Below are 18719 nucleotides of genomic sequence, written 5' to 3' on the forward strand. Positions count from 1 at the left end.
GCGCCATGTCCGCCGCCGACCCCAGCGCAGCCACCGCCGCGCCACCTGCCGACTACAGCGGTGCCCGCCCCCCGCCACCGCGCAGGCCCAGGCGCCGCTGGCGCGGGCTGCTGCTCATCCTCCTGCTGCTGGCCGTGCTGTTTGCCATTGCCGCCGTCTGGGGCAACCGGCCCCATGTGCCACAGCGCGAGCCGCAGGCCGTGCACCGCAGCCCCCAGCAGCTGGCCCAGGGCCTGTACCTGGCGCGCGCCGCCGACTGCATGGCCTGCCATGACGGGGTGGGTGGCATGGGTGGCGCCCGGGAAGGCCAGCCCTTTGCGGGCGGCAAGCCCCTGCCCACGCCCTTCGGCACCCTCTACGGCACCAACATCACCCCCGACCCGGACCACGGCATAGGCCGCTGGACGGCCGAGGAATTCCACGCCGCCGTCACCCGCGGCACGGCGCCGGGCGGGCGCCAGCTCTACCCGGCCATGCCCTATGCCTCCTACCACCTGATGAGCCGCGAAGACTCGGACCTGATCTACGGCTACCTGATGAACATCCGGCCCGTGGCCCAGCCCAACACCAAGCCCGCCCTGCCCTTTCCCTTCAACCTGCGCGTGCTCATGTTCGGCTGGAAGACGCTGTTCCTGTCCAGCGCGCCGCTGCCCGTGGGCTCGCAGGGCCAGAGCCCGGCCTGGCTGCGCGGGCAGTACCTGGGCAATGTCATGGGCCACTGCGCCGAATGCCACACGCCGCGCGGCATGTTCGGCCAGATGCAGAAGGACCGCTGGCTGCAGGGCGGCACGCTGTCGCTGTTCACGGCACCCGGCATCACCGCCGAAGCCCTGGCCGCACGCGGCTGGACGCGCGAGGGCATGGCCCAGTTCCTGCAGACGGGCTTCTCGGCCCACGGCAGCGCCTTCGATGAAATGCACGAGGTCATTGCCAACAGCACCCGGTACCTCACGGCCGAGGACATGACGGCGCTGTCCACCTTCCTGCTGGGCGACAACCCGCCCGCGCCCCAGCCCCTGCCGGCCGCCGCGCCCCCGGATTCCGGCACCGGCAACAGCTCCGGCGCGGGCACGCTGGACGCGGGCCGGGGCCACTACATGGCGCTGTGCGCCAGCTGCCACGGCAGCGAGGGCCTGGGCCGCAGCCTCACCATGCCCCCGCTCAAGGGCAACAGCACCGTGCGCCAGGCCGACGCCCGCAACCTGGTGCTGGCCATCCTCGTCGGCCTGCCCAAGCACCCGGCCACCCAGCAGGGCCCCACGCCCCTGCCCGGCATGCCCGGCTTCATGCAGGAGTTGACCGATGGCGAAGTCGCCGCCCTGGCCAACTACACCCGCACCGCCCTGGGCGGCCAGCCTGCCGACGTGACCGCCGCCCAGGTGGCCGACCTGCGCAGCGCAGCCGGAAAGTCAGGGCACAAGGCTGCGCCGTGAAACACCGGCTGTTCTACGGAGCCCAACCCGTATGCCCGCGCCTGCGGCGTGGCGGTTGCGGGGTTGCAAGCCTGCCGAAGGACAGGCTTGCTTCGTCATCTGACTCGCCGTGATGTTTGAGTGAAGCGCGCAGCGCGCAACGAGTTTCACGGCGAACCCCGCAACCGCCACGACGCAGGTTGCCCGCAGCGAAGCGGAGGGTCGCGGACATCCGGGTCGCCTTCTTTGATCTGACCTTTCTTGGCGAATCAAGAAAGGGCAGTCGGCTGCCGGGCCGAGACCCGGCCTCGAAAAACAACCACCCGGCAGGGGGAAATGAGCCCCCCTGCACTCGCTGACAAGCCGCGGTCACAGCCCCAAAACACAAGCCCATTGTTTCCACCACGGAACCAACCGCGTTCCACCACCCTCCTTTCCCAGCCGCCCCTGTCTCCCTAGAGTGAAAGCAAAAGGAGACAAGCATGTTCGAAGCCAATCTATTCCAGGGCCAGCGCGTCCTGATCACCGGGGGCGGCACGGGGCTGGGCCTGGCCATGGCGGCCAAGCTGGCGGAGCTGGGTGCCGAGCTGCACCTGTGCGGCCGGCGGCATTCCGTGGTGCAGCAGGCCTGCGAGATGCTGAACAACGACACGGGCGCGCAGGCCTTTGCGCATGAACTCGACATTCGCCAGCCCGAGGCCGTGCACACCGTCATCGACCGCATCTGGGCCGAACACGGCCCGCTGACGAGCCTGGTCAACAACGCGGCCGGCAACTTCGTCAGCCGCACCGAGGACCTGAGCATCAACGGCTTCCATGCCATATCGGACATCGTCTTCCGGGGCACCTTCTACGTCACCCAGGCCGTGGGCCGCCGCTGGATCGCCGAAGGGCTGCCGGGCTCGGTGCTGTCCATCGTCGTCACCTGGGTGGATACGGGTTCGCCCTTTGTCGTGCCCTCGGCCATGTCCAAGGCCGGGCTGGACGCCATGACCAAATCGCTGGCCGTGGAATGGGGTCCCAAGCGCATACGGTTCAACGCGATTGCACCGGGCGTGATTCCCACCCAGGGCGCCAGCCAGCGCCTGCGCCCCAGAATCGACGGCAACGAGGACTCGGCCGACCGCCGCCGCCTGGACAACCCCACGCGCCGCCTGGGCACGGGCGAGGACATCGGCAACATGGCCGCCTTCATCCTGGCCCCGGGCAACACCTGGCTCAACGGCCAGACCATCACGCTGGACGGCGGCGACGCCCTGGCCAACGGCGCCTACTTCACCGAATACCAGGCCTGGGACGATGCCGACTGGGCGCGCGCCCGGCAGATGGCCAAGGCCGCCAACCAGCCCAACGTCAACGATGGGGACCAGGAGGCCACGCCCACATGAGCACCGCCGCCACGCCCCATTCCACCCTGGTCTTCGAACAGCGCACGCTGACCGGCGCCGCCCAGCAGCAGCGCGGCCGCCAGCTGGCCCAGGGCCTGCGCAGCCTGGGCCTGGCCGAAGGCGACGTGCTGGCCGTCTTCCTGCGCAACGGCATCGAATACGCCGACGTGGTCCATGCCTGCCGCATTGCGGGCATCTACTACTGCCCCATCAACTGGCATTTCACGGCCACGGAGATCGACTACATCCTGGCCGACAGCGGCGCCCGCGCCCTCATCACCAGCCAGGACCTGCTCGACGGCCTCAAGGGCGAACTCTATGCGGACCTGCCCCGGCGCGTCGCCCACGCACGCGAGCCGGAGCAGGACTACGAAACCTGGCTGGCCGCCCAGGCACCCTACGACGGCCCGCTGGTCGCGCCGCGCGGCCACATGGCCTATACATCGGGCACCACGGGCCGCCCCAAGGGCGTGCTGCGCAAGGCGTTTCCCGTGGAAGAACTGCCCCGGCGCCTGGCCGTGAACCAGGCGCTGATCGCCACCGCCTACGGTCTGCAGCCCGGCGCGCGCACCCTGCTGACCGCACCCATCTACCACAGCGCGCCCAGCCTGTACTTCCAGAACGCGCTCATGCTCAGCGAGCTGGTGGTGCTGGAGCAGCGCTTCGACCCCGAGCGCTTCCTGCAGCTGGTGCAGGAGCACCGCATCGACACCGCCTACATGGTGCCCATCATGTACGTGCGCCTGCTCAGGCTGCCGCGCGAAGTGCGCGAGCGCTACGACATCTCCTCGCTGCGCTTCATCGCATCCACCGGCTCGCCCTGCGCGCCCGAGGTCAAGAGGGCCATGATCGAGTGGATGGGGCCCATCATCAACGAGACCTATGCCTCCAGCGAGTCGGGCCTGGTCACCTTCATCGGCTCGGCCGACGCCCTCACCCACCCCGGCAGCGCGGGCCTGCCGCTGCAGGACGCCGAAGTCCGCATCCTCGACAGGCAGGGCCAGGCCCTGCCCACGGGCGAGGTGGGCCTGATCTACGTGCGCCAGCCCGCCTATGCCGACTTCACCTACAAGGGCAACGATGAGGCCCGCCGCAAGATGGACCAGGGCGGCCTGATCACCCTGGGCGACATGGGCTACCTGGACGAGGAAGGCTTTCTCTACGTCTGCGACCGCGACTCGGACATGGTGATCTCCGGCGGCGTGAACATCTACCCGGCCGAGATTGAGAACGAGCTGCTCAGGCACCCCGGCATAGCAGACTGCGCCGTCATCGGCGTGCCCGATGCCGAGTACGGCGAACGGCTGCTGGCCCTGGTCGAGCCCGGCCAGTCAGGCACACTGCCCGAGGCGGAACTGAAAGAATGGCTGCGCGGCCGGCTGGCGGCCTACAAGCTGCCGCGCAGCTTCGTCTTCCAGCGCCTGCCCCGCGACGACAACGGAAAGATCGCCAAAAGAAAGCTGCGCGACGCCCACTGGGGCGCGACGCAGCGCAAGATCTGAACCCGCCAACACCGAAAGAGAAGGAGACAACGCATGAACAAGGCCATCGCATTGCTGCTTGCCGCTGCGGCCACCGCAGCCGCAGCCCCCGGGTTCGCCCAGTCCGACTACCCCAGCAAGCCCATCAAGCTCATCGCCCCGTATGCGCCGGGCGGCTCGGTCGACGTGCTGGCCCGCACCCTGGCCACGCACCTGTCCACGGAGCTCAAGCAGTCCGTGGTCGTGGAGAACCGGCCGGGCGCCAACACCATGATTGCCGCCTCGGCCGTGGCGCGCTCGCCGGCCGACGGCTACACCCTGCTGCTGGCCAGCAATGCCAGCATGGTGCTCAACCCCCTGCTCTACAAGAAGCTCAGCTACAACCCCGACCGGGAGCTGAAGCTCACCAACATCCTGGCCGAGGCCCCGCTGGTGCTGGTCACCAACAGCCAGACCGGCATCAAAAACGTGGCCGACCTCAAGGCCTACTCCAAGGCGCACGCGGGCAAGCTCAACTACAGCTCGGTCGGCCTGGGCAACCCGCTGCAGCTGACCACCGAGCTGATCAAGTCCCGCCTGGACGTGGCCGCCACCCACATTCCCTTCAACGGCAGCGCGCCGGCCCTCACCGCCCTCATGGCCAACGACACCCAGCTCATGGTGGACGTGGCCGGCACCTCCCTGCCCCACATCAAGGCCGGCAAGCTGGTGGCCATTGCCACCACCGGGCCGGAGCGCTCGCAGTTCCTGCCGCAGACGCCCACCATTGCCGAATCGGGCGTGCCGGGCTTCAGGGCCTCCACCTGGTTCGGCATTGCCGTGCCCGCAGGCACGCCAGCGGACGCGCGCAACACCCTGCAGGCCGCCGTCAACAAGGTCATGCTCAACCCGGAATTCGCCAGTGCCCTGGGCAACCAGACCCTGGCCGCCAGAAAGCCCCAGACCCAGGCCCAGCTCGACGACTTCCTGGCCGCAGACGGCCAGATGTGGCGCAAGGTGATCGCGGACAACGCGATTGCGCTGGAGAACTGAAGACCGAAAAGGTGATGAACTAAGGGCCTAAGGACCTAAGGGCCGGACACCTCGGCCTGCTCCACGAAGCGCAGCAGGCTGGCCCTGAGGAACTCGGTCATCACCTTGACGGCATGCGAGGGCCGACGGTCCTCGGCCGTGATGATGTACAGCCTGTCGCCCAGGCCGGACACCGTCCAGTCCGGGCACACGCGCTGCACGGCGCCCGATCGCAGCTCGTCCATCACCATGTAGTTGGGCAAGGTGGCCACGCCGCTGCCCCGGAGCATGGACTGCTTGAGGAAGGGGAAATGCTCGCTGGTGATGCAGGGCTCGCACTTCAGTGCAATCTCCTGCTGCCCCTTTTTCACCGAGACGGCATAGGTCTTGCCGTCGCCGGGCGGCGTCAGCAGCACGCCGTGGGGAATCTCGGCAGGGTCGTGGAACGGCCGCGCCTTGGCATAGGCGCTGCTGGCATACAGGCCAAAGCCCACCGGCCCCAGATCGCGCGCCACCAGGTGCTCCTGCACGTCGCGCGCCACGCGCACGGCCACATCCACCTGGGCGCTCATGGGATCGCTCACCCGGTTGGAGAACAGCACGCGGATGCGCACCTGCGGGTGCCGTTTCTGGAAGGCCAGCAGCATGTCGGCCAGGTACAGCTCGCCCAGGCCCGTGGGAATGCTCAGCCGTACCGAGCCCGTCACCACATGCTGCAGCGCGTCGATGGCGCCCTGCGCCGCCTCCACCTCCTGGATGATGCTGCGCCCATGCTCGTACAGCACCTCGCCCGCCGCCGTCAGCAAAAAGCTGCGCGTCGTGCGGTGCAGCAGGGTCACGCCCAGCGCCGTCTCCAGCGCCTTGAGCTCCTTGCTCACCTTGGAGCGCGTGATGTCGCGCTTGCGCGCCGCAGCGCTGAGGCTGCGCGCGTCCACGATCTCTACGAAATTGCGGATGAGATTGATGTCCATGGCTTGAGGCGGCAGGTCAGGCGGCCCGCCTTGTGCGCGGCCGCAGGCAACGCGCCCGGACCGCCACCCCCGGACTATGGCACCGTCACGACGCCTGGCCCCGCCACCCGTGGGCGCCTGGACACAGGGCTTTCCCCGGTGCCCGCCGCATCAGTCCAGGCTGATCTGCGACGAAGATGCCACCTGCTTCCAGGTCGTCACATCCTTGAGGATCACCGCGCCGAACTGCTCCGGCGTATTGGCCACCACCGTGCCGCCCAGCTCGGCCAGGCGCTGGCGCAGTTGCGGATCGGCCAGGGCCTGCACGCTGGCCTTGTGCAGCTTGTCGCGGATGTCCTTGGGCAGGCCCTTGGGTGCCAGCAGGCCGTTCCAGGCCTGTACGGCGTAGCCGGGCACGCCGGACTCGGCAAAGGTCGGCACATCGGGCAGCTCGCTGCTGCGCTGGGCCGTGGCCACGGCCAGCGGGCGGATCTTGCCGGACTTGATGTGCGGCAGCGAGGCCGGCAGCGGCTCCCACAGCATGGACACTTGGCCGCCGATCAGATCGGTGAAGGCCGGGCCAGCGCCACGGTAGGGCACATGCATGATCTGCACGCCCGCCTTGGCCTTGAACAGCTCCATGGCCAGATGGCCCAGACCGCCCGCGCCCGAGGACGCATACGACAGATGGCCCGGCTGCGCCTTGGCCAGCGCGATCAACTCCTTCAGATTCGCCGCCTTGACCGAGGGATGCACGCTGAGCACGCCCGGCACCGTGATCACCTGGGTGATGGGCGTGAAATCCTTCACCGCGTCATAGGGCAGCTTGGTGTAGACGGCCGGATTCGTGCCATGCGTGCTGGACGTGGCGCCCAGCAGCGTATAGCCGTCCGGCTTGGCATCGGCCACGAAGCGCGTGCCCAGCGAGCCACCGGCCCCGGCCTTGTTCTCCACGATCACCGAGGCGCCCAGCACCTTGCCCAGCTGCTGCGCGAACAGGCGGTTCACCACATCGGCCGTGCCGCCGGGCGGAAACGGCACGATCAGGCGGATGGGCTCGGCCGTGGGCCAGCCGGCATCGGCTGCCAGGGCCGACTGCGCGGGCGCCAGGGCGCCCAGGGCCAGGGCCGCCGTGGTTGCAGACAGGCTGCGGATCATGAAATTGCGGCGTTGCATGAGATTTTTCTCCTCGTTGAAATTCTTCGGGACCAGGACCGGCCAGTCACTGGCCAGTGACCCGCCAGTAACCCGCCAGTCATCGGCCCAGGCGCTCCAGCCAGGCCAGCACCCGGCCCAGCACCTCGTCGCCATTGGTGTCCAGCATGCAGAAATGCGAATTGCCGGTGATGCCTGCGGCCGGCAGGTCCAGCACCTCGGCACGGCCGCCAAGGCGGCGCAGCAGCTGCCAATACACATCGGTCTGCGCGCGGTACTTCTGCCACTGCGGGCTGTGCGCGAAATGGTCGCCCCACACCGCCAGGTGCGGGATGGCCGATGCAGGCGTGAAGGCATCCGCCCCCTGCTGGCCCTGCTGCCCTTCTTGCACCACCGGCATGCCCGTAGGCTCCACGCCCACCACGGCGCGCACCAGGTGCGGCTTGCGGATGGCCGCATGCGCGGCAAAGCCACCGCCCTGGCTGTGGCCCAGCACCACGCAGGGGCCGAACTGCTCCAGCAGCGCGTCATAGGCCGCCATGGCCATGGCCTCATGCCCCAGCCAGCGCGGCACCATCTGCCGCACCAGGGCACCAAAATTCTCATGCGGAAACCGCTGGCCGACGAAGGGCTCGCCCACACCGTCTCCCGAAGGCGCGCCATGGCCTATGCGAAACAGCTGCCACGCCTCTTCGGCACTGCGGAACACGGGCGCCTCGGCATAGATCTCGGGGAACATCGCCCAGCCCGCGCGGCCGCGCTCCACGGCATCGCAGACCACCACGTCGTGGCCGGCCTCCAGCAGGCGCCACAGCCAGCCCTGGCGCCCATCGGGCGTGGACTCCCACTGCGCCCCGGTCATGCCGCCGCCATGCCACAGCAGCACCGGCAGGGGGCTGCGCGGACGCGCCAGCCGGTACTCCATGGCGTACATCTGGCCTACGGCATAGCTGCCATTCATGTCCAGCGGCCGCTCGCCGCCGTTGCGCACCACTTCCCTGTGCTGGATCGGCAGATCCCGCACCGTGCGCTGCGCACCGCCAATGAAATGGCTTTGCATCTTCCTGAGGCAAACTTCAGGCATAACAGGGCTTCTCTCGCATGCCGCCATGCTAGGCATGCCCCGCCTTGGTGCTGTGCCGATTGCGGCGGCGCTGTGCCGGATCAGCACAGCCCTGCACCCACCCTACCCATGCACGAACTCAACCTCAAACTGCTGCAGGACCTGCAGGCCCTGGCCGACACCGGCAGCCTCTACAAGGCCGCCGAGCGCCGCCACATCACCCACCCTGCCTTCGGCCGCCGCATCCGCGCGCTGGAGGAATGGGCGGGCACGCCCCTGGTCGAGCGCGGCCACCAGTTCACCACGCTCACGGCCGCCGGCAAGACGCTGCTGGCCTCGGCCCATGAAGTGCTGGGCATCCTGGAGCAGACCCATGGCCTGCTGCAGCGCCCGCACCGCACGCGCGATGAAACCATCACCATCGCGGCCGGCCGCACGCTGTCGCACACCGTCCTGCCGGGCATCATCACCGCCCTCAACCAGGCCATGCCCCAGCTGTGCTGGAAAGTGGTCACCACCAGCCTGGACTACGGCGTGGAAATGCTGCTGCAAGGCAAGGTGGACCTGCTCATGTGCCACGCCCAGCCCGCCATCGAAGGCAGCCTGCAGGGCCACCACCTGGCCTGGCTGCCCGTGGGCCAGGACACGCTGATCCCCGTCAGCATCCCCCTGGTTCACCAATTGCCCAAGTACGCCCTGCCCGCCCACGGCGGCGGCCCGCTGGTGCCCTACCTGGACTACGCGCAAAGCATGTCCCTGGGCAAGATCCTGCGCAGCCACCTGCACGAACTGTGCGACACCACGCGCCTGCGCACCGTCTACGAGGCCGACCTCGCCGACTCCCTGCACGCCATGGTCCACCAGGGCCTGGGCCTGGCCTGGCTGCCGCTCACCCTGGTCAAGACCGACCTGACCGAGGGCCGCCTGGCCCGCGCGGCCGGGCCCGACAAGGACGTGCCCATCAACGTGCGGCTCTACCGCCGGCCTGCGGCGCAGAGCAAGCCGCTCACGCGCAGGGTGTGGGCGGGGTTGGAGAATCTTTATGGGAGGAGTCAGAAGTCGTGAGCAGTCAGTCTGACCCGTAGCGTTCGACCTTCACGTTACTCAGCGTCTGCGAATTTAGAGCTGCAGAACTCATCCACCATCGCCTTGAACATCGGGCTTTGGCCAGTCTCTGCGGCCACCAGCGTACTGGCAGCATTCGAATAGAAAGCGCGATAGCCGGAATAGGCACCGGCTTCATTCTTGCCATCAATTTTTCCGCACAGCGTGGGCTGTTCATCCACGTTGCTGATAAACAAGTCCTTGAAGCGTGCAGACTGGGGATTCTGGAGCTTCTTGGATGTACTGATCTTCGCGTTTACCACGAAGCTCTTCCAATTGCCAGCGGCGATCTGGCCCACTGCCTGTTCATTGGATTGGCGCTTTTCCTGCGAGGATTTCAAATCAGCCTTTGAGAACTTGCGCCCCATCACGCTGGCCTCTTCCACCTCCGCACTGGTCTTGCCCACGGAGCACATCAGCTTTGCGCCCATGTAGTTGAACTCAAGATTGATGCGATCGTCCTGTGCAAACGTTCGCGTCTTGTCGTCCACGGGAGAAGCCGCTTCGGGGAATGTCTTGAGGCACGCCTTTATCGCACTGTCGCGATTGGCCACAGGTGCGGCGGCAACGCCCAATGCCATCTGCGCAACGGCCATTGCAATGATCAGCTTCTTCATGTGTTCCGCTCCCTTATTCAATTGATTCATTCATGCCCGACTTGGGCGCGGGCATCTTATCAGTTGCGTTTTAATCATTCGCGCAATGGACGATGCGGATTCCCACTTCGGATTGCATCCCTTCATCACCTTGCCAAACAGCTGCTTCTCAAAGCCTGCATTCGGCCTCGCAGACACACCGAATCGCTGCCCCGCCCTCCGCACCCTGCGGCATCAGGCAGGCCACATTGCAGAGATGGAAGCTGCCCAGGACTTTCCCCTTGGCCCCGCCGCAGCCTTGAACTAGCATGGCCTGCACCGTCCCGGCCGGGGCGGATCTTCCCTGGGCATCGATGAGCTTTCCCGTTCAGATTCCGATCCGAGTCCCCTGCCCTCCGGGCGCCTGCATCTGCGAGCACGACGCCCTGCTAGCCGACTCCATGGCCGACCAGCGCATTCTGCGACTCACCAGGGAAGAGGAAAAACGCCTGCTGCTACGGCTGGAACGCATCACCAGCCTGCAGGACCTGCGCCATGTGGAGCAGCGCATGTATGAGCAGCTCGGCATCCGCGTGCGCATCGAGCCCGGCGCCAGCGAAGTGCGTACAGTGCGCGGCATACAGATCGAGGTCTTGCCCATGCGCGGGCTGTGCAGCAAGACTCGGCAGGCGATTCCTGCGGCGATTCGGCGGGGGATGGAGAGGACGCCAGAGGTGGCGTTTGAGTTGTTGGATGAGGGGGGGTTGTTTGGGTGAGGGTTTTGGCGGTTGGGAGCGGGTTAGGGCCGAGACCGGTCGGCACCGGCAAATATCTGAGCGACGGCTTTAGGCTGAACTGAGACGTTCAGCGAAACTTGTCAGGAGGCGGCAGTGCGTCCCAAAGCAGACTCCCACCCACCCCACTTGGGCCTAATCCCTCGTTTCACGCGATACAGCGCAGAAAACGCAGCGTCATAGCCATTTCATGTCACGCAATGCCTCCATAGTCGGGCGGAGACGGTTGGGCATACCGATATCTGGACAAGGCCATGGGAATCTGCGCCGCTGCGAAAAGAACGAGTGCACCTGCCTCAGTGCCTATGCCTCGGTAGGCGTATGACATCGCGATGGCGTAGCCGAAGAGAATTGCTGCCGAAATCCATGCTTCACGCGCACCAGCTGCAGGCATCAGGCGCATTTTCTTCATTGCCAGAAGTACGATTGCACCTGCACCAAGACGTGCCGCAGTGAACGACGCTGGGGGCGAGCATTGGCAGGTTTTGCTTGAGCTGCTTCATGGCGTTGCCTGTTGCGCGCGCTCAGTTGCTCATGCTCAGGACCATGCGGAACTTGACGTCCCCAGACTTCATTTTTTTGTAGGCCTCGACGGCGTTCTCAAGCAGCATGGTTTCAACCATTGGGTGCACATCCGCCATGACGCTGAAGTCCAAGGTGCGTTCCGACTCAAAGGGCGTTCCGGTGATGGCTCCCTCAATAGAGCGCTCACCGACAACCATGAAACCCGGAGAGACGGTCAGGGGGTCTTTGCCCGCGCCCACTACCAAGAACTTCCCCTGTGGAGCCAGCGCTCCAACGAGCCTGGATGCCTCGGCACTGTTGGTGAGGGTCGTGAGAATCAACTGCGCGCCCCCCATTTCCTGCAGTCGTTGCACAGGGTCTTCTTTGTGGGTGTCGATGTAGGCGTGCGCACCCAGACGTTTCACGTCGTCGGCGATGTCATCGCCACGGCCTACCGCGACAACGCGAAAACCCATTCGCCGTGCATATTGCAGGGCCAAGTGGCCGAGTCCGCCTATGCCTTGAATGGCGACCAAGTCTCCGGCCAGGGCGCCGGATTTGCGCATGGCGTTGAACGTGGCGATGCCGGCGCACAGAAGAGGCGCTGCCTCGACAGAATCTAGCTCTTCAGGGATGGAGACCAACCCTGTGCTGCGCGCAAGCATCATTTCCGCATAGCCACCATCGCAGCTGCTGCCAACAAAATGCTGGTTACTACACAGCTGGAAGATGCCGCGACGGCACATGCTGCATTCGTTGCAATGCCCGCCCAGACGGCCAACGCCCACGCGACGGCCTACAGACCAGCTGCCCGAGACATTGGGCCCCACCGCGACGATGCGACCAACGACTTCATGGCCTGGGATGCGAGGGCTGGGCAGGTCCGTCTTGGCGCCTTCAATGTCTGCTACGTCTGCGCCGCAGATACCGCAAGCTTCGACCTTCATCAGAACCTCGCCGCTACCCGGATTCGGAATGGTTCGCTCTACCAATTCAAGCACTCCAGGTCGTGAAATTTGCATGGCCTTGAATGTGTTGCTCATAGGTGTCTCCAGGGAGTGAAGCTGTTGGGATGACTCAGAGAGGCGAAGCCGACTCGATTGACGAAGAGGCCTGGCTTGAAGGGGTGCGTGCAGCTAGCAGCGCGTGCACAGCGGCTTGCGCAGCTTGTACGGCGCCGGCAACGTAGCCTGGGTAGGTCTGGGACCACTCGCTTGCGACTCCCGAAATGCGGGTTCGCCACGGACCTTCGTCCACCCGTGGGCTAGGCGGGATGGGATGTTGGCCATCGGACTGTTCATCCGCGGATGTAGCCGTCAACGAAGACTGCGACCAGTCCACGAGCCACTCGGCTACGGGGTGGGCTGCCTTGGCTCCAAACAACCTCACAAATTGCGCGCGGCACAGACGCTGCAGGGTCTGCGATGAAACACGTTTGCGTGTATGGGCAGGAACACCTAGAAAGCCAAACAAAGCGCCTGTTCCATCGGGCAAGGATGCATCGTGGATTTCACCCATGGGCCCCGAGAAGCTGCGGGCCTCTCCGGAAAGGCCCTCGTCTCGCCAGAACGGTGTGGAATAGACAGCGAGGTATTTGGCGTGCCTAGCCATCCAAGTGGCAGTGTTGTGCCACTGGTCGAGTACGTTGGAAGGAAGCTTCGGCATGAACTGGATGGTCGACGCGGCAAGCCGAGGGGGAATCGCCAGCAGCACATGGTCGGCCAACAGGTATTCGATTTCGCCTGAGCCGGTTTGCACTTCAAGCGTGACGCCTGCGTCGGTGGCGCTGATGGCTGTGACACGACGGTCCAGGTGAATGCGCTCGGAAGCAATGCTTGTGCTCAGTCTGTCTACCAAGGCAAGCATGCCGCCTTCGATGCGCATGGAAGGTGGGGAGCTTAAGTAGCCGGCATGACGTGTTGGAGCGGTCTCTGGTGAGCGTTCGACCATCATCGCCCCTTGTTCATGTTGGGCGTAGACCTTCAAGCGAAGACTCCGGACCAAGTCGTGGAGCTCAGGCTGCATGTGTGGCCAGAACCAGGCTGCACCAAGGTCCAGACGCTCGCTGCTTCGCGAAGAACGGTATTCTTCAGACCGGATTCGTCCACCCAGACGTTCGCTGGCTTCCAGGACTTGGTAGTTGGACACTCCAGCTTTTTCCAGCAGGTAGGCCGCGTAGATGCCGCTCAGCCCTGCACCCACGATGGCAATCGATTGAGTATTCATGACATCACTCGATGAAAGGAAGGTCACCCAGATGCCCTGTCTTGAGGTAGACCGTTGTGTCAGGGACTTGGGCATGGAGCTGGCAGTTTTCGCCGGGGGCCAGGCGTAACCAGCTACTCGAGCCGTGCAGCTGTAAGCCTTCGCGCAGGGCACCCGAGAGGACCAAAATCTCAGCCCCACCTCGCGTTTGGGTGGGCAGCAATGCGCCTTCGTCGAGTCGCACGAGACTCACTTGTTCTCCGTAACTGCAGTAGAGGTTGCAGACGCTGTGGTCAGCGCGTTGTTGCCAGTTTTCCGAAGAGCAGGTGTTGATGCGCAACGTGTCCTGCGTGACATGCATCTGCCGCAGCTTCACGAAAATCAGCGCTCCCTCGTCGCTATGAGGGCGGTGGGATGAGCCCGGAGGGTTTCTGAGATACCAGCCGGCTGGATAGTCGCCGCTGTCGTCAGAGAACGTGCCAGCCAGAACAAGAATTTCCTCACCCTGGGGGTGGGCGTGCCGCGGGAATGAGGAGCCCCTGGCGTAGCGGACCAGCGATGTGGCGCGTGCATCCTCCGCTCCAATGCGGTCCAGCATGACGCGCTCTACGCCGGATTGCGGCGAGGCAATCCAGTGCTGCTCATCGCTGGAGATGCGCACAGAGCGGGAGAAGTCGGAGTTGATTTGCATGGCGTCTTCGCAGCCGGCCTTGGTTCGAGGCCGGCTGCCCACTGGTTTTCAGGCGGCAGTCAGTGCGTCGTGCGCATCCAGCACACGTGCCGTGTAGGTCAGGGCTGCGCCGGCATTCAGGGAAATGGCCACGCTCAGCGCTTCGGAGATTTCGCCGCGCGTCGCACCGGCCTCGACAGCCTTCTTGGTATGGGTGGCGATGCAGCCATCGCAGCGGGTTGTCACCGAGACTGCCAGTGCGATGAGCTCGTGGGTCTTGGCATCGAGCAGGCCAGACTTGGCGACGCCTGCATCGATGGCCGACAGGGCGCGCATGACATCGGGATTGAGCTTTGCGAAGTCGCCGACGCGAGTGTGCAGGTCCGTGCGGAAGTTGTTCCAGTCTTTCATCATGATGGTTCCTTGAGAGGTGTTTAAGGGCGTGCCCCGTTGCGATTGCGATCCTGCTTTTGAAGAAGTAAAACTTCTCATAAATTTGCAGTGATGGCTCGAATCCGATGCGATACCAAGGATTTTTCCTCGGATAGTTGGAATTTTTCACGATCCGAGCCTTCACGACAAATGTGATATTCTTTCTATCAATTAAAGAAAAACTTTCTATATATGAGCGCACCTTCTTACCTCAATGCATTGCGTGCTTTCGAGGCCGCAGCCCGGCACCAGAGCTTCGCGGGGGCCGCCAATGAACTGAACGTCACCTCCGCCGCAGTCGGGCAACTGGTTCGAGGACTGGAGGAGTGGCTGGGCACCCCGCTGTTCACGCGTGCGCCTGGTGGAAAGGTGCGTCTTGTCGCTACGGACGCTGCGCAACTTGCCCTGCCCGACATCCGCGCGGGATTCGACCGCTTGAGCCTTGGGGTGTCCAAGCTGCAGGAGAGCTCGGCGCAGGGCGCACTGACCGTGACCGTGAGCCCTGCATTTGCGGCCAAGTGGCTGCTGCCCCGCATCGAGAGGTTTCATGCAGCCTGGCCAGAGACGGATGTGCGTCTCGATACGAGCCACAAAGCGGTGGACTTTGTCTCGCAAAGCGTCGATATCGGCGTGCGCTACGGCTCCGGGAGCTGGCCAGGGCTGAAAGCGGAGAAGCTCATGGAGGAAGAGGTTTACCCTGTTTGCTCACCTGCGTTTCTGAGCCGGGTGCCACTGAAAGTGCCTACCGACCTGGCCGGACAGACGCTTATCCACGACCTGTCCCTTGACTCCAGCACGGGGTTCCCGACCTGGGAGGCTTGGTGCCGGTATGCGGGCGCTGAAGGGGTGTCGACCGAGCGCGGCATGCGCATCAATAACTCGGCTGCCGTGCTACAGGCTGCAGTGGACGGTCAGGGCATCGCATTGGCGCGCAGCGTCATGGCCTGCGATGACGTCGCTTCAGGCCGGCTTGTGCGGCTCTTTCCAGAAAGGCGCTTCCATTCTTCGCTGGCCTACTACGTGGTCTACCGGCCCGAATGCATCTCCAAGCCGAAGCTGGTGGCATTCCGCGATTGGCTGTTTGCGGAGGCCCAGTTTCAATGCCAGGATGACAACTAAGGCGCCATCACCGCTGCCAGCTGGCCAGCAGTGCGCTGGCAATGCTGGCAGGTGTCGGGGCTTGGCAGGTTCGGCCGACCAGCAATGACCCTTCCAGTGCACTGAGCCAGAGCTGTGCAAGTGACACGGCCGGTTTCGTCTCTGCGAGATGGCCCCGTTTTTGCCCCGCCAGAATAACCTCTTCGAGCCAGGCGATGTTGCATGCGAAGAAGTACTTCACATGCAGTCGAATAGGTTCCGGCAGCGAATTGTGCTCTGCGCCCAGCATGCCGCATGCGCAAAGCCGGCCCTCTTTGCCTAGCGTCTCGGAGAACAGGGCTGCGTGCGCATGCAGTCGCTCTACCGCACCGTTGTATTTTGCGTTGATGTCTTCAAGTCGCGCACAGAAGCGATGCGTGTACCGCTGCGTCATCACCGCTACCAGTTCCTGTTTGGACGGGAAGTGGTGATAAATGCTGGGCTTGCGGATGCCCACCAACTGCGCAATGTCCTCGAAGGAAAAGCCGTTGAATCCGAACTGCTGCACCAGGTTTTCCGCTGCATCGACGATGCGCTCAGCGGATTGGGAGAGTTCGGAAAAGTGCTTCATTCTCGGTCGATTCTTGGCAAAGCGGCGGTTGCATTGTGCAGCAGCAATTCCCCGCCGCGAGCCTGGTGCGTCAGGCCTGGTTGCGACCGGCCATCACGCCGCCATCGACGTCCCATACAGCGCCTGTGACCCAGGCCGCCTTGTCCGACAGCAGGAAGGTGACCGCCTCCGCGACATCGCGAGGCGTGCCGACCCGACCAATTGGATGGAAGCTGTTGAACCCCTGAAGCGCGGTGTGGACCTGCTCCTTGGGGATGAATCCTTCATAGATGGGGGTCTGCACCACGGCTGGGGCGACGGCATTCACCCGGATTCCATGCTGGGCCAATTCCATGGCCAAGTGCTGTGTCAACGAATGCAGCCCGGCCTTTGCCATCGAGTAGGCGGACGACGGCGTGGCCTGGATGGCCTGCTTGGCCCACATTGAGCCGATGTTCACTATCGCTCCCGTGTGGCCAGCTGCCACCAACTTCTTCACCACGTTCTGGGTGATGAAGAAGAATGCACGGTTGAGCTGCTGGTACATGTCGTAGTCCTGGTGGGAGTGTTCCAGGAAGGCCTTGGGAAAGAAGACACCAGCGGCGTTGACGAGATGGGTCACGTCTGCGTGCTGGCTGTCTAGGAACGCAGTGACTTCGCCGACACCACCGTCTGTGGTCAGGTCTGCAGCCAGCGAATCCACCGAACCTGCCGTGGACAGTTCCTTGCGGGCCGCCTCTGTCTTGTCTGCTCGATGACCAACGATGACGGCCTGGCCGCCCTGTTCCAGGAACATGCGTGCTGCTTCAAACCCCATTCCACTGGTGCCGCCCACGACCAAGAGTTTCTTGCCTTCAAAAATTGCGCTCATGACTTTCTCCAAACCTACCGGTAGGTAGGGTATGCGTAGTTGAAAAATGCGGCTGAGCCGCGGGACCAACTGATTTTGCAAAGTGCTCAGCTGGCGCCATCTACTGTAGAGAAAGGTGTGATTTTTGTGTTAGCCAGTTTTTCTTCTTATCTGAGAAATTTTTTATTTCGATGATCTGGACCGTCGGCTGCAGGTCCGCCCTGAGCTTTGACGTGAGTTGGCGGGTCTGGGAAAAGCTCGACGAGCTGTTGCCCTGGCTGAAGCTGCAGGGCGCCGCGGTCTCAGATTTGGGGCCTTGCTGGAGATGCGGTCGGAAAGACGCAGTGCCCAAGGGCGCTACACATGGTTCGAGTCTACGCTTCAGGCAAAAAGCCGGCGACGACTTCAAGCTCCAAATCTGCCTGGGAACGGACGGCGGCTTTTGGTCCCACAACTGCCGCCGAAGCCTCGTTGGCAATCTAGAGCTCTCGCTGCAGAGCAGACATTGATCATCGAAACTCGAACGGCGGCAATGGATCGCAAGCAGCCTTCCACGCAACCCGAACGCCCTACCCCTTCAACGCTTCGCTCACCCTCTTGCGCACCGCCCTGCTCGCCTGCCCATACCTGAGCAACAACTCCGCCACCTCATCATCCGTATCCGAATAGAAAAACGCCATCGGAACCTTGAGCACTTCCGCCAGCTTACGCACAGTCAGCAAGTCTGGTTTGTGTTTCCCCAGCTCATAGCGATTGATCCGCGCACTCGCCACAAACGGATCGATTCCAGCTTCAATTCCCAGCATTTTTTGGGACAGGTCTGCTGCAAGCCGAGCTTGCTTGAGCCTCGCGCCCCATTGTTCATCTGCGTCTGACATCTCGTGCTTTCCAAAAGCTACGAGACTCGTAGTTATGCTGTATTCTCGATACTACGAGTTGCGTAGTTTTCTAGCCTGCAGCCACGAATCGCTACGGAACGTCCTCGCCGCAGCACGGCGCTTCGTCACAGGAGCAGCAACCCATGAAGCACATCCCCCCATCCCCTCCCCCCGAAAACACCCACGCCCAGAAGCTCGCAACAGCGCTGCATGAAATGGACCGCTTCGTGCAGCAAGGCTGTGCCGAGGTTTCCGCCTTGGCCCAGCTGGCGCTGGCATGGCTGGAGATCCCGGAGGGCCATCAGCGGCTGGACGTGGTGGCGCAGGCGCTGGTGACCATTCGCAACAGCGCTGAATCGCTCGCGGAGTTCGCGGGCAGTGAAGCCCGGGTGATGAACTGCGAGTACGAGGACCAGGCGGAGGTGCGCCGCAGCGAGGCGGCCAAGGTGGCTGCCGAAGAGGCCGGGCATGTGTACACCGTGGCGGGGCCTGGGGTGGCGCGCGGCGTCAGGTAGTCCCGCAGGTACTGGGTCTGCGCCCGTTGCACCCTGCACGGCCGT

General features: G+C 64.2%; 19 protein-coding genes. 8 read left to right on the top strand and 11 right to left on the bottom strand.

Going from position 1 to position 18719, the window contains the following annotated elements; genetic code table 11:
- The first annotated feature begins 5 nt into the window (after positions 1 to 5).
- From ACF8LI_RS14045 to ACF8LI_RS14060, 4 genes are all read left to right on the top strand, one after another.
- The gene (locus tag ACF8LI_RS14045; protein WP_392413130.1) at positions 6 to 1433 is read left to right on the top strand and encodes a c-type cytochrome; all 1428 of its coding nucleotides are present in this window, start codon (positions 6 to 8) and stop codon (positions 1431 to 1433) included.
- Between the two features lie 461 nt (positions 1434 to 1894).
- Entirely contained in the window at positions 1895 to 2800 is a 906-nt protein-coding gene (locus ACF8LI_RS14050) for an SDR family oxidoreductase (protein ID WP_392414184.1), read from the top strand.
- A complete protein-coding gene (locus ACF8LI_RS14055) occupies positions 2797 to 4302 on the top strand; it encodes an acyl-CoA synthetase (RefSeq protein ID WP_392414185.1) in 1506 nt (501 codons plus the stop codon). Before ACF8LI_RS14050 ends, ACF8LI_RS14055 begins: the two co-directional genes overlap by 4 nt.
- Positions 4303 to 4335: 33 nt before the next feature.
- Positions 4336 to 5313: a tripartite tricarboxylate transporter substrate binding protein gene (locus tag ACF8LI_RS14060; protein WP_012205004.1), complete on the top strand. Its 978-nt coding sequence runs from the start codon at positions 4336 to 4338 to the stop codon at positions 5311 to 5313.
- A 35-nt stretch (positions 5314 to 5348) separates the two neighbouring features.
- On the opposite strand, the gene ACF8LI_RS14065 is transcribed toward ACF8LI_RS14060, so the two are convergent.
- From ACF8LI_RS14065 to ACF8LI_RS14075, 3 genes are all read right to left on the bottom strand, one after another.
- Positions 5349 to 6263 (bottom strand): LysR family transcriptional regulator, encoded by a 915-nt coding sequence (locus ACF8LI_RS14065; protein WP_016448094.1) that lies wholly within the window; start codon positions 6261 to 6263, stop codon positions 5349 to 5351.
- Positions 6264 to 6413: 150 nt separating this feature from the next.
- Positions 6414 to 7418, bottom strand: a complete 1005-nt coding sequence (locus ACF8LI_RS14070; protein ID WP_012205002.1) for a tripartite tricarboxylate transporter substrate binding protein BugE — start codon at positions 7416 to 7418, stop codon at positions 6414 to 6416.
- Positions 7419 to 7497: 79 nt separating this feature from the next.
- Positions 7498 to 8457: an alpha/beta fold hydrolase gene (locus ACF8LI_RS14075; protein ID WP_392414186.1), complete on the bottom strand. Its 960-nt coding sequence runs from the start codon at positions 8455 to 8457 to the stop codon at positions 7498 to 7500.
- Positions 8458 to 8589: 132 nt separating this feature from the next.
- On the opposite strand from ACF8LI_RS14075, the gene ACF8LI_RS14080 reads away from it, so the two are divergent.
- On the top strand, positions 8590 to 9525 hold the full coding sequence (locus ACF8LI_RS14080; protein WP_392414187.1) for a LysR family transcriptional regulator: 936 nt from the start codon (positions 8590 to 8592) through the stop codon (positions 9523 to 9525).
- Positions 9526 to 9560: 35 nt separating this feature from the next.
- On the opposite strand, the gene ACF8LI_RS14085 is transcribed toward ACF8LI_RS14080, so the two are convergent.
- A complete protein-coding gene (locus ACF8LI_RS14085; RefSeq protein WP_392414188.1) occupies positions 9561 to 10181 on the bottom strand; it encodes a hypothetical protein in 621 nt (206 codons plus the stop codon).
- Between the two features lie 332 nt (positions 10182 to 10513).
- On the opposite strand from ACF8LI_RS14085, the gene ACF8LI_RS14090 reads away from it, so the two are divergent.
- Complete coding sequence (locus tag ACF8LI_RS14090; RefSeq protein WP_013802859.1) at positions 10514 to 10915, top strand: hypothetical protein; 402 nt, start codon at positions 10514 to 10516, stop codon at positions 10913 to 10915.
- 542 nt (positions 10916 to 11457) lie between these two features.
- Here the strand turns inward: ACF8LI_RS14090 and ACF8LI_RS14095 are convergent.
- From ACF8LI_RS14095 to ACF8LI_RS14110, 4 genes are read right to left on the bottom strand one after another with little or no spacing between them, the layout of a single operon-like run.
- Complete coding sequence (locus tag ACF8LI_RS14095; RefSeq protein ID WP_392414189.1) at positions 11458 to 12480, bottom strand: alcohol dehydrogenase; 1023 nt, start codon at positions 12478 to 12480, stop codon at positions 11458 to 11460.
- Positions 12481 to 12514: 34 nt separating this feature from the next.
- Positions 12515 to 13738 (bottom strand): flavin monoamine oxidase family protein, encoded by a 1224-nt coding sequence (locus ACF8LI_RS14100; RefSeq protein ID WP_392414190.1) that lies wholly within the window; start codon positions 13736 to 13738, stop codon positions 12515 to 12517.
- Positions 13668 to 14333: a cupin domain-containing protein gene (locus ACF8LI_RS14105; RefSeq protein WP_392414191.1), complete on the bottom strand. Its 666-nt coding sequence runs from the start codon at positions 14331 to 14333 to the stop codon at positions 13668 to 13670. Before ACF8LI_RS14105 ends, ACF8LI_RS14100 begins: the two co-directional genes overlap by 71 nt.
- 48 nt (positions 14334 to 14381) lie before the next feature.
- Positions 14382 to 14726, bottom strand: a complete 345-nt coding sequence (locus ACF8LI_RS14110) for a carboxymuconolactone decarboxylase family protein (protein ID WP_392414192.1) — start codon at positions 14724 to 14726, stop codon at positions 14382 to 14384.
- A gap of 210 nt (positions 14727 to 14936) precedes the next feature.
- On the opposite strand from ACF8LI_RS14110, the gene gcvA reads away from it, so the two are divergent.
- Positions 14937 to 15863, top strand: coding sequence for a transcriptional regulator GcvA (gene gcvA / locus ACF8LI_RS14115; protein ID WP_392414193.1), 927 nt, complete (start codon positions 14937 to 14939; stop codon positions 15861 to 15863).
- Positions 15864 to 15870: 7 nt separating this feature from the next.
- On the opposite strand, the gene ACF8LI_RS14120 is transcribed toward gcvA, so the two are convergent.
- The 3 genes from ACF8LI_RS14120 to ACF8LI_RS14130 all read right to left on the bottom strand — a co-directional run bounded on the left by ACF8LI_RS14120 (position 15871) and on the right by ACF8LI_RS14130 (position 18159).
- On the bottom strand, positions 15871 to 16452 hold the full coding sequence (locus ACF8LI_RS14120) for a TetR/AcrR family transcriptional regulator (protein WP_392414195.1): 582 nt from the start codon (positions 16450 to 16452) through the stop codon (positions 15871 to 15873).
- A 70-nt stretch (positions 16453 to 16522) separates the two neighbouring features.
- Positions 16523 to 17302, bottom strand: coding sequence for an SDR family NAD(P)-dependent oxidoreductase (locus tag ACF8LI_RS14125; protein ID WP_392414196.1), 780 nt, complete (start codon positions 17300 to 17302; stop codon positions 16523 to 16525).
- Positions 17303 to 17850: 548 nt separating this feature from the next.
- Complete coding sequence (locus tag ACF8LI_RS14130) at positions 17851 to 18159, bottom strand: helix-turn-helix domain-containing protein (protein WP_392414197.1); 309 nt, start codon at positions 18157 to 18159, stop codon at positions 17851 to 17853.
- A 143-nt stretch (positions 18160 to 18302) separates the two neighbouring features.
- On the opposite strand from ACF8LI_RS14130, the gene ACF8LI_RS14135 reads away from it, so the two are divergent.
- On the top strand, positions 18303 to 18674 hold the full coding sequence (locus ACF8LI_RS14135) for a hypothetical protein (RefSeq protein ID WP_063326421.1): 372 nt from the start codon (positions 18303 to 18305) through the stop codon (positions 18672 to 18674).
- Positions 18675 to 18719: the final 45 nt, after the last annotated feature.

It is taken from the genome of Delftia sp. WSY_12 (genome assembly GCF_043104645.1).
Lineage (GTDB): Bacteria > Pseudomonadota > Gammaproteobacteria > Burkholderiales > Burkholderiaceae_C > Comamonas > Comamonas tsuruhatensis.